Source organism: Blautia sp. ZXY-1-C6, from assembly GCF_056339875.1.
Genome location: NZ_JBWJVQ010000199.1, coordinates 1 through 14,614, shown reverse-complemented (window position 1 = coordinate 14,614; position 14,614 = coordinate 1). Strand labels below are relative to the sequence as shown.

Genomic DNA, 14,614 nt, shown 5'->3' with positions numbered 1-14,614 from the left:
CGCAGTAATAAGATACTTGAGATCGTCGGCGGAGAAAGTAAGCTGGATGATGCAGCCAAGACTACGACACAGGACACTGATACCACAAATGCAAATGACACTTTTGTATGGTCCGGCGATAATACATCCGGCAGTACGGATAACAGCGGCGATTATGACAATGATTATGATAACGGCGGTTATGATGGCGGTTATGATAATGGCGGCGGAGATTATGGCGGCGGTGGCGATTATGATAACAGTGGTGATGACGGCAGTTATGATAATGGCGGCGATGACACCGGCAGTGACACTGGTGGTGGAGATTACGACGGCGGCGATGACACCGGTGGAGATGAGACCGGCGGCGACGATGGATTCAGCGATGATTCAGCAGCAGATTCCGGAGCAAGTTTTGAAGAACAGTAACAGGGAACTGCTATAAAAATATAAATAATAGAAAAGAGGACCATCTGTTGGAAAGGATGGTCCTCTTTTCAGATAAGGAGTGTTGAGGATGACGCATAAGGAAAAATATAATGACACTGCGACAGTTGATGTAATCATTCCAGCCTATCGTCCCGGCAGAGAATTTGGAGAACTGCTGCACAGGCTGGAAGAACAGGAATACCGTCCCCGCAGGATTCTGGTTATGAATACGGGAGAGCAGTACTGGAACAGAGAATGGGAGAAATGTCCGACCCTTGAGGTTCATCACCTGGAACAGAAGGATTTTGATCATGGCGGAACCAGAAGAAGGGCAGCAGAACTTTCGAATGCAGATATTATGATCTTTATGACACAGGATGCTCTCCCTGCTGACAGAAAAGTAATTGGAAATCTTGTCTGTGCTGTCAGTGAAAATCCGGGTGCAGGAGCAGCCTATGCAAGACAATTACCCAGGGCAGACTGTCGCTTTCTGGAACGTTATACCCGTTCTTTTAACTATCCGGAGCAGTCCTCGGTAAAGTCGCTGGCTGATATTGATAAGTACGGGATCAAGACCTATTTCTGTTCTAATGTGTGTGCGGCCTATGATAAAGGGATTTATCTGAAAACAGGCGGTTTTACAGAGCGGGCGATTTTCAATGAAGATATGATCTGTGCCGGAACAATGATTCAGAAAGGCTATTCAGTTGTCTATGCGGCAGATGCGAGAGTGTATCATTCCCATAATTATTCCGGAAGGCAGCAGTTTCACAGAAACTTCGATCTGGGAGTATCCCAGGCAGAGCATCCGGAAATTTTTGAAGGAGTACCTTCTGAGGGAGAGGGAATCCGTTTGGTAAAAAGAAGCCTGGGCTATCTGATAAGGACGGGACACTTCTGGCTGATCCCTCAGCTGATCTGGCAGAGCGGAATGAAATATGCAGGATATTTCCTGGGGAAAAGATACAGAAAACTTCCCCGGAAAGTTGTTCTTGCATGTACCATGAATCCATATTACTGGAACAGAAAATAAAGGTAAGCGGATAACCTTAAGACACGCCAATTTACGATAATTGTCACATTTTGAACACAATTAATTGATATACTGATTCCAGAGTTCAGGAGAAGAATTGCTGTAACTGTGCAGAAATAAAACAGTTACAGATCATTGTTTATTTCGGGGAGTGTTCCGATAAACAGTAATACAGGAACAGAAGGGAGCAGATTACATGAATGATGAAAGAAACCTGGGTGAAAAAACAGATGATTCCGGTCAGCAGCCCAGATATGAACATTATCAGTTCCATGAAGAACAGGGAACTGTTTTGAAACCATCCGGTCCCTCTGGACACAGAAGAAATCAGAATTCTTTTCAGAAAAAAGCAGGGGTGACAATCGCATTGGCTGTGATCTTTGGCCTGGTGGCGGCAGTTGTATTTCAGGCGGCAAATTTTGCAGCAGACAGATTCCTGAATACAGGTAAGTCTTCGGTGCAGATTAAAACTACAGACAGTGTGGATCTTCAGGAAACGGCATCAGATGACAGCACTGCCGATAAGGTGCTGTCTGACTCTGAGAATGGAACAGTAGCAGCAGTGGCTCAGGCTTCCATGCCTTCTGTAGTTGCGATCACTACTGTCAGTGTTCAGGAAATACCAAGCTTTTTCGGATATAGTTCCCACCAATATAAGAGTGCGTCAACAGGTTCAGGGATTATCGTTGGAGATAATGATGATGAGCTTCTGATCGCAACGAATAATCACGTGGTGGATGGAGCTACAACTCTGAGTGTCTGCTTTATCGGGGATGATGTGGCAAATGCAGAGACAGAGACTGTGAATGCGGGAGATAATGGAGATCTGAATGTAGAGGATGCGGTCAGTGCCAAGATTAAGGGTACAGATGCTGATAATGATCTGGCAGTAGTTGCGGTGAAGAAATCGGATATCCCTGAGGACACTTTAAATCAGATCAAGATTGCTCAGATAGGAAGTTCGGATGATCTGGCAGTAGGGCAGCAGGTAGTTGCGATCGGTAATGCGCTTGGATATGGTCAGTCTGTAACATCAGGCTGGATAAGTGCATTGAACCGGACGATTTCTACAGATGACGGAACGAACAGTACAGGACTGATCCAGACGGATGCGGCAATCAATCCGGGTAACAGTGGTGGTGCACTTTTGAATATGAAAGGCGAGCTGATTGGCATCAATTCTGCAAAATACGCAGACAGTGCTGTGGAAGGTATGGGATATGCCATTCCTATTTCCAAGGCAAAGCCTATTCTGGAAGAACTGATGAATCGTGAGACCAGGGAGAAAGTAGACAGCAGCAAAAAAGGATATCTGGGAGTAAGTCTTGCCAATCTGACCACAGAGGCAATTGAGATGTATAATATGCCTACAGGCGCCTTTGTAAGAAGTGTGGAGGATGATTCTCCGGCACAGGAGGCAGGTATCTGTAAAGGCGACATCATCGTAAAATTCGACGGACAGAAAGTCAGTGATGGTGATGATCTGCTGGATAAGCTGCAGTATTATAAATCGGGAGAGAAGATTGAGGCAGTTATTGCAAGAGCCACTAATGGGGAATATGAAGAAAATACTGTAGAGCTGACTCTCGGCACCAGACCGGACAATGAATAAAACAAAAGACATCGCCCATGCGGCGGTGTCTTTTATATATTATCAGTGAACAGTAACCCGGGCAAGATTCTTTTTTGTGTTTATAAAACTTTCATTTTGTTATAAGGGAATTGTATGATATAATTCAGTTAAATAAGCGTAATGATCCAGCAGCCTGCTATCCTGCAAGAGCACTGTACTGTTACGAATAAGAGGATATAGAAAGGAGTCATTATGAGCGAGAACTATAATGATGATGATGAAATAATAGACAGCAGCGAAGATACAGAGAAAAAGAGAAACAAATCCGAAAAATTCTGTTTTCTCTGCCGCAGACCTGAGAGCAAGGCCGGTCCGATGATCGAACTTCCAAATAACATACATGTCTGCACAGATTGTATGCAGAAGAGCTTTAATTCTATGAATCAGCAGTTTAATGAGGGGAAGTTCAATTATTCTGACCTGTTGAATATGCCGAATGTGAGTATGATCGATCTGGGCAGCTTCCAGAATCCGGTGCAGCAGCCAAAGAAAGAAAAAAAGAAAAAGAAACAGGAAAAACCGGTTCTGGATCTGAAAAATATTCCTGCTCCCCATAAGATCAAAGAAACCCTTGACCAGTATGTGATTGGTCAGGAGAAAGCCAAGAAAGTAATGTCTGTAGCGGTTTACAATCACTATAAACGTGTGGCAACAGATACAATGGATGAGATTGAAATTGAGAAATCTAATATGCTGATGATCGGACCAACCGGATGCGGTAAAACCTATCTGGTTAAAACCCTGGCGAAACTTCTGGATGTGCCGCTTGCAATTGCCGATGCCACTTCTCTTACAGAAGCAGGTTATATTGGCGATGATATAGAGAGCGTTGTTTCCAAACTTCTGGCAGCGGCAGATAATGATGTGGAGCGTGCCGAGTATGGTATTATTTTCATTGATGAGATTGACAAGATTGCCAAGAAGAAGAACACCAACCAGAGAGATGTCAGTGGTGAGGCAGTGCAGCAGGGAATGCTGAAGCTTCTTGAGGGAAGTGAGGTGGAAGTTCCTGTAGGTGCAAACAGCAAAAACGCAATGGTACCGCTTGTAACTGTTAATACACGTAATATTCTGTTTATCTGTGGCGGTGCTTTTCCTGATCTGGAGAATATCATTAAAGAAAGGCTGAACAAGCAGGCATCTATCGGTTTTTATGCAGACCTGAAGGATAAATATGATAATGATCCTCATCTGCTTCAGAAAGTAACAGTGGAGGATATCCGCAGTTTTGGAATGATTCCGGAATTTATCGGACGACTTCCGATCATCTTTACTCTGGACGGATTGAATGAGGATATGCTTGTGAAGATCCTGCAGGAGCCGAAGAATGCGATTCTTAAACAGTATCAGAAACTTCTTGCACTGGATGAAGTGAAACTGGAATTTGAAGACGGGGCTCTTCATGCAATTGCTGCGAAAGCACTGGAGAGAGATACAGGTGCCAGGGCACTTCGCGCGATACTGGAAGAGTATATGCTGGATATCATGTATGAGATTCCGAAAGATGACAGCATAGGAGAGGTTGTGATCACAAGAGAATACATAGAAGGAAACGGTGGTCCGAAGATCCTTCTTCGCGGACAGGAGCCGATCCTGCTGGAGGGTAGTCATTAATTAAAATAGTTTTGTTCTTGCATTATGAGGACAATAATGGAAGGGAGTAAATATTATGGGAACAGATTTTTTTGATGGATTAGTTAAGACATTTTCAAAAACAACGAAGGAACTGGGAAAGACAACAAGAGAATTAGGTGCCCGCGCAGAGCAGACGATCGAGGCGCAGAAGATAAGAAGTAAAATCACAGGGGAAGAGCGCATTATTGAGAAAATCAAAGTTGATATCGGTGATATTGTTTACAGACGACATTCTCAGGGTGATGGAATTGATAGTGAGTTAAGTGCTTTATGTCAGGAGATTGATCAGCATTATCTGAAAATCAGGGAGTATAAGGATAATGCTGCGAACCTGAAAGGAGAGAAAATCTGCCCGTCCTGCGAGCGGGAGGTAGATATTAATGTAAGTTTCTGTCCGTATTGCGGAACGTCATGCCCGACTCCGGAACCGGCGAAGAATGTGGAAAATGACACTGTATCTTCAGATGAAGATGAAGATGGGAGTAATGAGCCGGAAGAAACACCGGCAGAAGAATTACAGCCGGAAGAACCAGAGACAGAGAAAACAGCAGAAACAGAACCAGCACAGGAACAGCCGGTGGAAGAAACACCAGTGGAAAAAGAAACAATGGAAGAGAAGTAAGTAACTGCAGGGTAAATTATTTTTACAGATTTACCAGATAATTACAGTATAATTAAAAATATGTTGCAAATTGATATGGAATATGATAATTTTATATCGTATCAAAAGGTATGAAAATTACGAACAGGAGAGGGAAAGATGAAAAACAGAAAATTAAATCAGTTATTAGTCGCAGGAATGATCAGTGCAGCTATGATGACTTCTGGTATCAGCGTTCAGGCTGCTGATTTTAGTGATGATACATCAACAGTAGAAGAACAGTCTGTTGGCTCAGCAGAAGAGGAAGCTCCGGAGGTAGAGGACGGATTTGAATTTCAGTCCGATGCTGCTGAAGCATCATCAGCAGTAGCAGTCAGTTCAGCGAACTTCCCGGATGCAAAGTTCCGCCAGTATGTTTTAGACAATATTGATACAGACAAGGATAAGAAACTTTCAGCGGCAGAGATCAAAGCAGCCAAGACGATTGATGTTTCAGGACTTGGAATTTCCAACCTGAAAGGTATTGAACGTTTTACCTATGCGACAGATCTGTTTGCGGCAAATAACAAACTTACTTCTGTAAATATTACAAAGAATACAAAAGTTGCATATCTGAATCTGAGTAATAACAGTCTTGCAGGAACTCTGGATCTCAGCAAATGCACAAATCTTCGTGTAGTGAAGTATGGAAGCAATAAACTGACAAAGGTAGTAATGCCTTCCAAGAAATATCTGAAGAATCTGGATTTCGTAGATGCAAGCTCCAATAAATTTACCACACAGGCAAATGCAGGACTGAACATCGGAGATACTGATTATGTAAAGAGTCTTTCAGAAGTCAATGCCTCCAATAATGCCATCACTTCATTTAACTGTGCCGGATTTCAGGGAATCCTTGATCTTAGAAACAATAAGATCACAAATCTGAAACTGGAAAACAGCAAGGAAGGATCTCAGGTAGTTTCCTTATACCTTGACGGAAACTCACTGAGTAAGACACCTTCTATTGACTTTACACCGGAATGGATTGCCGTACCTCAGCAGTTCAGCTGTGATGCAAAGGTTTCATCCAAGGTCAAAATGCTGAAGGCAACTGCATCCATCACATCTGCAACATGGGATCAGATCGTGGTAAACGTTGGTTCCAGTACAGATGATGCTTCTTACAAACTGGAGAAGAAAACAGGCAACGGTGCATATGAAACTGTTAAAACATGGGATAATGGTGATCTGGCTGACGCAGAGTTCGGAGAAGATTACACAGATAATGTGATTTCTACAGGAACAGTCTACACATACAGAGTTACAGCAACTGTACAGGTAAAAGATGCCAATAAGAACCTCAGATCCTGGTCAAATTCCGCAGAAGTGAAAGCTACAGCAACAGGTACAAAGCCGGCAATCTCTGTGAAGTCCACCAAAAAAGGTGTGGCAACCGTAAGCTGGAAGGCTGTTGCAGGTGCAGACGGATATGATGTTTACTGTGGATCATCCAAGAAATCCCAGAAGGGTACGGTTGTAAAAGGAACTACAAAGCTGACCGCAAATAAGACAAAACTGACAAGTGGTAAAACTTATTATTTCAGAGCACGCGCATATAAGATGGTAGGATCTGCAAAGGTATATACAGGTTACAGCGCAGTGAAGAGCGTGAAAGTCAAATAATACAAAAATAATTGAGAACAGTATAAAATCAAGCCGGCGATGTGAGAGCAGATATCTTTTACAGAGCCGGCTCTTTGATTATGGCAATTCCGTAAAATACTGTGGACAGTCCGGTATTGCTATAGATGAATTGTTATAGATGGGAGGAATGTCATGTGAAATATATCAGAAAGAGTTTCTCTTTATTTTGGTTGATAGCGGTAATGCTGTTTGGAACAGTATCGGCATCTGCAGCATCTACGAAACCGGAAACACCGGTATTGTCCGGAACAGCAGCCGGAAACAGAGTGACTCTGAACTGGAATAAAGTAAAGAAGGCTTCCGGCTATCAGATTTTTCTGTATTATAAAGCCTACGGGAAATACAAATGTGTTGGAAGGATCAAGAACAGGAACATTACCAGTTTTACACTGACAGGTTCTGAAGATAAGCTCTACACTTATAAGATACGTTCTTATCTGAAACAGGGAAACAAAACTCTGTACAGCCCATCATCGAAAGCACTGGAGATAAAAACAGCTCCCGGAAAACCTGTGATCACCCGGATAAGAGTGAGAGAAGAAAGCGGAACCCTGATCAAATGGAAAAAAATCAAAACTGCAGAAGGATATCAGATATTCCGGTCAGAATCCGAGGACAGAGGATATAAAAGAATCAATATAGTTTCCGGTAATACAACATTCAGTTATACAGATACAGGTGCTGTTTCAGGAAAGACTTATTATTACAGAATACGGGCATATGTGAGAAACCAGGGAAATGTTGTATATTCTGAACTGAGTGATCCGACGGAGACGGTAATACGAAAGACTATTATGATCGGAGATTCCAGAACAGATATGATGAAAGATGTTGTGGAGAACGATAATATCACATGGATATGTGAGGTTGGGATGGGGTATAAATGGCTTAGAGATACTGCCCTGAAGACCTTGCAGGAGCAGATGAAAGGAAATGAAGATATTTTTGTCTGGCTTGGTGTCAATGATGTATACAATATTTCCAATTATATCAGTCTGCTGAATGAGGAGATTCCAAAATGGAAAGCGCAGGGAGCGGATGTTTATATTGTGGCAGTGGGACAGGTAACCAAAGATCCTTATGTAACAAATGAGGAAATCGAAGATTTCAATGCCAGAATGAAAAAAGAAGTTGCCGGTGCGAAATATGCAGATCTTTATTCTTATCTGAAAAAGCAGGGATATAAGACAACAGACGGAACTCATTACGATAATGAAACCACATGGAAGATTTACCGTTATCTGATGTCTTTTGTGTCATAAGAACAGAAAAAAGGAAACTGTATCAGTTTCCTTTTTGAGTAAAAAAATAATGCAGAAGATGGGACTTGAACCCACACGATATTGCTACCACAGGCACCTGAAGCCTGCGCGTCTGCCAATTCCGCCACTTCTGCATTTCTTATTTATCAATCGCTCTCTCGCGACTGCTCATTTATAATAACCGATGTATGGATAAAAGTCAATAGCTTTTTTGAAATTTTTTTAATTTTTTTTACAGTATCCTCAAAACGCACAATTTGTTACGTAGAAGTGTAAGCTTCTTCTGATAAACTGCGGAGCAGTTATCCGGTGTAGAGTTGCACAGAGAAGAGGATGATTTAAATTTTATAGAGGTATTTGGATGTGAGAAAGCAGTGAATGCATGTGATTGGATATGCCTGAAATTACAAAAAAGTTTTTAATATCAACTTAATTATTTTTAGTATCTTATAAGGTTGAAAAAAGCACTTTGCTGTGATACAATCTTGAAGATTTAGGAAAAAATAAGTGATAGACACAATATAAAGATAAGAAAGGGAGATTGTATGAAAGCATTTCTGATATTAGAAGATGGCCATGTGTTCAAAGGTACAAGTATTGGTTCAACGAGAGACGTTATCAGCGAAATCGTCTTTAATACTTCCATGACCGGTTATCTGGAAGTAATGACCGACCCTTCCTATGCAGGACAGGCAGTATGTATGACTTATCCCCTCATTGGGAATTACGGAATCTGTTATGATGACCAGGAGTCATCAAAGCCATGGGTGGACGGCTTTATTGTCCGCGAATTATCCCGTGTCCCAAGTAATTTCAGAAGCGTGGACACGATTCAGCATTTCTTAACAAAGCATGATATTCCAGGTATTGCCGGAATTGATACCAGAGCCTTAACGAAAATCCTTCGTGAGAAAGGTACCATGAACGGTATGATCACCGTCAATGAAAATTATGATTTAGATACAATTATCCCCCAGTTAAAAGCATATACAACAGGTAAGGTAGTAGAGAAGGTAACATGCCGCGAGAAAGAGATTTTAAAAGGCGACGGTCCGAAAGTAGCACTTCTTGACCTGGGAGCAAAGAGAAACATTGCACGTTCCCTGAATGAAAGAGGATGTGAGGTTACAATTTATCCGGCACTGACACCTGCGGAAGAGATTCTGGAGGCAAATCCGGATGGCATTATGTTAAGTAACGGCCCTGGAGATCCAAAGGAATGTACTTCTATTATAAAGGAAATAAAAAAATTATATGATTCTGAAGTTCCGATCTTTGCAATCTGTCTTGGACATCAGCTTATGGCTCTTGCAACAGGTGGAGATACCCATAAGATGAAATACGGACACAGAGGCGGAAATCATCCGGTCAAAGACCTTGCAACAGGACGTGTTTACATTTCTTCCCAGAACCATGGCTATGTAGTAGATGCTGAGGGACTTGAAGAGAAAAACATTGCAAAACCTGCATTCGTTAACGTCAATGACGGCACAAACGAAGGTATGGCATACGAAGGAAAGAATATCTTTACTGTACAGTTCCATCCTGAAGCATGCCCGGGACCGCAGGATTCCAGTTACCTGTTTGACAGATTTATGGATATGATGGGAGGAAATAAATAATGCCAAGAAATAAAGACATTAAAAAAGTACTTGTAATTGGTTCCGGCCCGATTATCATCGGCCAGGCAGCAGAGTTTGACTATGCAGGAACACAGGCATGCCGTTCCCTGAAAGAAGAAGGCATTGAGGTTGTTCTTCTTAACTCCAACCCTGCAACCATCATGACAGATAAAGATATCGCTGACAGAGTTTATATCGAACCTCTGACAGTAGAAGTAGTAGAACAGCTTATCCTGAAAGAGAAACCGGACAGCGTCCTTCCTACACTGGGCGGCCAGGCGGGATTAAACCTTGCCATGGAGCTGGATGAGAAAGGTTTCCTCAAAGAACACAATATAAGACTGATCGGTACAACTGCCCAGACAATCAAGAAAGCGGAGGACCGTCAGGAATTTAAAGATACCATGGAGAAGATCGGTGAGCCGATCGCAGCATCCAAGGTTGTTACAACAGTAGAAGATGGTCTTGCATTTACAAACACCATTGGTTATCCGGTAGTTCTCCGTCCTGCTTACACACTCGGTGGAAGCGGCGGCGGTATCGCTCATAATGAATATGAACTTCGTGAAATCCTGGAGAATGGTCTTCGTCTTTCACGTGTAGGTGAAGTTCTGGTAGAGCGCTGCATCGCAGGATGGAAAGAGATTGAATATGAAGTAATGCGTGACAGTGCAGGAAACTGCATCACAGTCTGCAACATGGAGAACATTGATCCGGTTGGTGTCCACACAGGTGACTCTATCGTAGTTGCTCCATCTCAGACACTGGGAGATAAAGAATATCAGATGCTCCGTACTTCAGCCCTGAACATCATCACAGAACTTGGAATCACAGGTGGATGTAACGTTCAGTACGCTCTGAAACCGGACAGCTTTGAATACTGTGTAATCGAGGTAAACCCACGTGTAAGCCGTTCCTCTGCACTTGCAAGTAAGGCAACAGGTTACCCGATCGCAAAGGTTGCAGCAAAGATTGCCCTGGGCTACACACTGGATGAGATCCCGAATGCGATCACAGGAAAAACATATGCAAGTTTCGAGCCAATGCTTGACTACTGCGTAGTTAAGATCCCGAGACTTCCATTTGATAAATTTATTACTGCAAAGAGAACCCTTACTACTCAGATGAAGGCAACAGGTGAGGTTATGAGTATCTGCCATAACTTCGAAGGTGCCCTGATGAAAGCCATCCGTTCTCTTGAACAGCACGTAGACAGTCTGATGTCCTATGATTTCACACAGCTTACAGACGAGGAACTCCTTGCAGAGCTGGAAATCGTAGATGACCGCAGAATCTGGAAGATTGCAGAAGCAATCCGTCGTGGTATGCCACAGTCCATGCTTCACGACATCACAAAGATTGATATCTGGTTTATCGATAAGATTGCAATCCTTGTAGGCATGGAAAATGCTCTTAAGACCAGAAAGCTCACAAAAGAGCTTCTCCTTGAAGCAAAACGCATGGAATTCCCGGACTACATCGTTGCACGTCTGGCAGGCAAGACAGAAGAAGAGATTAAAGCTCTTCGTGAAGAATATCAGATTAAAGCGGCATATAAGATGGTTGATACCTGTGCTGCAGAGTTTGCGGCAGCAACACCATATTACTATTCTGTATACGGCGATGAAGGCACAGAGAATGAAGCAGTAGCAACACCGGATAAAAAGAAAATCCTGGTACTTGGTTCCGGTCCGATCCGTATCGGTCAGGGTATTGAGTTCGACTTCTGTTCCGTACACTGTACATGGGCATTTGCAAAAGAAGGCTATGAGACCATCATCATCAACAACAACCCGGAAACAGTAAGTACAGACTTTGATATTGCAGATAAACTGTATTTCGAGCCTCTGACACCGGAAGATGTTGAGAATGTGGTAAATATCGAGAAACCGGACGGAGCAGTTGTACAGTTCGGTGGTCAGACAGCTATCAAATTAACAGAAGCACTGACAAAGATGGGCGTTAAGATTCTCGGAACATCTGCGGAGAACGTAGATGCAGCAGAGGACCGTGAGCTCTTTGATGAGATTCTTGAAAAATGTGAGATCCCGAGACCAAAGGGACAGACAGTATTTACTGCTGAGGAAGCTAAGAAAGCAGCAAATGAGCTGGGCTATCCTGTTCTGGTTCGTCCTTCCTATGTACTTGGTGGTCAGGGCATGAGAATCGCTGTAAGCGATGAGGACGTAGAAGAGTATATCGGTGTGATCAACCAGATCGCACAGGAGCACCCGATCCTTGTTGATAAATATCTGATGGGTAAGGAAATCGAAGTCGATGCAGTATGCGACGGCGAGGATATCCTGATTCCTGGTATCATGGAGCATATCGAACGTGCCGGAATCCATTCCGGTGACAGTATCTCTGTATACCCGGCAAAGACCATCAGCGAGAAAGCAAAAGAGACAATTGCAGAATATACCAGACGTCTTGCAAGAGCACTTCATGTAATCGGTATGATCAACATCCAGTTCATCGTTCTTGGAGATGATGTATATGTGATCGAGGTTAATCCTCGTTCCAGCCGTACTGTACCGTACATCAGCAAGGTAACAGGAATTCCGATCGTTCCTCTTGCAACGAAGGTAATCCTTGGATACAAGTTGAAAGACATGGGCTATGAACCGGGACTTCAGCCGGAAGCAAAACACTATGCGATCAAGATGCCTGTATTCTCATTTGAGAAGATCCGCGGCGCTGATATCAGTCTTGGACCGGAAATGAAGTCAACAGGTGAGTGCCTTGGTATTGCTGAGACATTCAATGAAGCGCTTTACAAAGCATTTATCGGAGCAGGTATCCGTCTTCCGAAACATAAAAACATGATCATCACTGTTAAAGACGAAGACAAACAGGATATCATCCCGATCGCAAGAAGATTCGAAGCACTTGGATACAGAATCTATGCTACACTGGGAACTGCAAAAGTCCTCAAAGAAAACGGAATCAAAGTTATCCGTACAAATAAGCTGGAGCAGCCTGCACCGAACCTTATGGACCTTATCCTTGGTCATAAGATCGACGTCGTCATCGATACTCCGCCACAGGGCGTAGAGCATCAGAAAGATGGTTTCGTCATCAGACGTAACGCCATCGAGACAGGTGTCAATGTCCTTACTTCTCTGGATACAGCAGAAGCACTGGCAACCAGCCTTGAGAATACAGATCTGAACAATTTATCTCTTATTGATATTGCTACGATTGCAAGAAGATAAAGAACCGATAAATAATATGAAATGATGAAAAGCAGCCGTAATTTTCTCTGTCGGAGAAAAGGCGGCTGTTTTTATCTTATAGAATCAGCAGGAAAAATACAGATTACAGTTGTATCAGTGGCATGGTGTGTAATATAATCATATGGGTATTTACAGTGGGTCAGATAGATATATGTGGGTCTTTTGCATTACTTATTATCTGGCAGAAACCTGTCTGATCCGGTTGAAAATCGTTGTAAATAAGAATAACAACAAAAAAGAAAACAGGAAGGGAAAGATTATGGATTTTATTGAACTGTTAAAGGTCATTTTCCTTGGGATTGTAGAGGGAATCACAGAATGGCTCCCGATCAGCAGTACCGGACATATGATCCTGGTGGATGAGTTCCTGAAACTGAATGTGACAGAGGATTTTAAGAATCTGTTTTTCGTAGTGATCCAGCTTGGCGCGATCCTCGCGGTTGTAGTTCTCTACTGGAACAAATTGTGGCCGTTTTATATCAGACCAATTTCAAAGAAACAGCAGGCAGTGCTTAACAGGCATGGTGCAGTATCCAGAGGAATTCTTACTTTTGTGGAGAAGTTCTGTGATAAAGAGAAATGGGTACTCTGGTTTAAAATTATAGTAGCCTGTATACCGACGATTGTTATCGCACTTCCATTTAATGATGTCATTGAAGAGAAATTTAATAACTATGTAGTAGTTGCCATTGCACTGATCGTATATGGTATCCTCTTCATTGTCATTGAGAATTATAACAAGAGAAGAAGACCAACCTGTACAAATCTGGAAAATCTGTCATTTAAGACTGCATTCATCATCGGTCTGTTCCAGGTACTCTCCGTAGTTCCGGGTACATCCCGTTCAGGTTCCACCATTATCGGAGGTATTCTTGCAGGAACCTCCCGTACAGTAGCAGCAGAATTTACGTTCTTCCTGGGAATTCCGGTCATGTTCGGAGCCAGTCTGCTGAAAATCCTGAAATTCGGTTTCTCTTTCACAGGAACAGAGGTGATGATCCTGATCGTGGGAATGGTAGTAGCATTTGTAGTTTCCATTATCGCGATCAAATTCCTGATGGGATACATAAAGAAACATGACTTTAAGGCATTCGGATGGTACAGAATCGCACTTGGTATTCTGGTGCTTGGATACTTTATCGGAAAAACACTTCTTGGTTAATGCATAAGAAAAGCCTTGCTGTATAAGCGGCATGTACGTCATAAGCGTATATCCCGGACAGCAGGGCTTTTTATCATGTTACAGGATTCCTATATGCAGATCATTTCACCGGTATAAGAGGTGTCATAACCTGTCAGATGATGAATCTCAGTTTTGAAATCTTCAGACTGTACAATTTCCACAAGAGCAGAGAACCCCGGATTTTTCACTGATTTCGCAGGAATTGCGAGATACATCTGCATATCAGTCACAGGGACGAAATCAAGTCCCGGAAAGTAACGTGCGATCATTTCTTCTCCAAAAGCAACATTCGCTCTGTGCTCAAAAACAGCAGAT

Annotated in this window: 10 protein-coding genes, 1 tRNA gene and 1 pseudogene; 10 read left to right on the top strand and 2 right to left on the bottom strand. The window is 42.7% G+C overall.

Features of this window, described 5'->3' with window-relative positions; translation table 11 throughout:
• From AC075J_RS11580 to AC075J_RS11550, 7 genes and pseudogenes are all read left to right on the top strand, one after another.
• Window positions 1–408 (top strand): annotated as a pseudogene (locus AC075J_RS11580) (LCP family protein); the annotation flags it as partial.
• 88 nt (window positions 409–496) lie between these two features.
• Window positions 497–1,441, top strand: coding sequence for a glycosyltransferase family 2 protein (locus AC075J_RS11575; protein ID WP_118566959.1), 945 nt, complete (start codon window positions 497–499; stop codon window positions 1,439–1,441).
• 196 nt (window positions 1,442–1,637) lie between these two features.
• Window positions 1,638–3,053, top strand: coding sequence for a S1C family serine protease (locus AC075J_RS11570; protein WP_118566958.1), 1,416 nt, complete (start codon window positions 1,638–1,640; stop codon window positions 3,051–3,053).
• A 213-nt stretch (window positions 3,054–3,266) separates the two neighbouring features.
• Entirely contained in the window at window positions 3,267–4,688 is a 1,422-nt protein-coding gene (gene clpX, locus AC075J_RS11565) for an ATP-dependent Clp protease ATP-binding subunit ClpX (RefSeq protein WP_476390343.1), read from the top strand.
• 55 nt (window positions 4,689–4,743) lie between these two features.
• Window positions 4,744–5,331, top strand: coding sequence for a DUF7575 domain-containing protein (locus tag AC075J_RS11560; protein ID WP_055059808.1), 588 nt, complete (start codon window positions 4,744–4,746; stop codon window positions 5,329–5,331).
• Window positions 5,332–5,469: 138 nt separating this feature from the next.
• A complete protein-coding gene (locus AC075J_RS11555) occupies window positions 5,470–6,975 on the top strand; it encodes a leucine-rich repeat domain-containing protein (protein ID WP_476390342.1) in 1,506 nt (501 codons plus the stop codon).
• Between the two features lie 155 nt (window positions 6,976–7,130).
• Window positions 7,131–8,258 carry a hypothetical protein gene (locus tag AC075J_RS11550; protein ID WP_370864606.1) on the top strand — a complete coding sequence of 376 codons (1,128 nt, stop codon included), beginning with the start codon at window positions 7,131–7,133 and terminating at the stop codon, window positions 8,256–8,258.
• A 50-nt stretch (window positions 8,259–8,308) separates the two neighbouring features.
• Here AC075J_RS11550 and AC075J_RS11545 read toward each other — a convergent pair.
• Window positions 8,309–8,392 (bottom strand) — tRNA-Leu (locus tag AC075J_RS11545).
• Window positions 8,393–8,803: 411 nt separating this feature from the next.
• On the opposite strand from AC075J_RS11545, the gene AC075J_RS11540 reads away from it, so the two are divergent.
• The 3 genes from AC075J_RS11540 (at window position 8,804) to AC075J_RS11530 (ending at window position 14,278) form a co-directional block, all read left to right on the top strand.
• Entirely contained in the window at window positions 8,804–9,880 is a 1,077-nt protein-coding gene (locus AC075J_RS11540; protein ID WP_022380222.1) for a carbamoyl phosphate synthase small subunit, read from the top strand.
• Window positions 9,880–13,095, top strand: coding sequence for a carbamoyl-phosphate synthase large subunit (gene carB / locus AC075J_RS11535; RefSeq protein ID WP_022380221.1), 3,216 nt, complete (start codon window positions 9,880–9,882; stop codon window positions 13,093–13,095). The genes AC075J_RS11540 and carB overlap by 1 nt, the downstream gene beginning before the upstream one ends.
• 280 nt (window positions 13,096–13,375) lie before the next feature.
• Window positions 13,376–14,278 carry an undecaprenyl-diphosphate phosphatase gene (locus AC075J_RS11530; RefSeq protein WP_476390344.1) on the top strand — a complete coding sequence of 301 codons (903 nt, stop codon included), beginning with the start codon at window positions 13,376–13,378 and terminating at the stop codon, window positions 14,276–14,278.
• Between the two features lie 89 nt (window positions 14,279–14,367).
• Here AC075J_RS11530 and AC075J_RS11525 read toward each other — a convergent pair.
• Window positions 14,368–14,614: substrate-binding domain-containing protein (locus tag AC075J_RS11525; RefSeq protein ID WP_476390341.1), on the bottom strand; the 247-nt coding region annotated here is incomplete at its 5' end.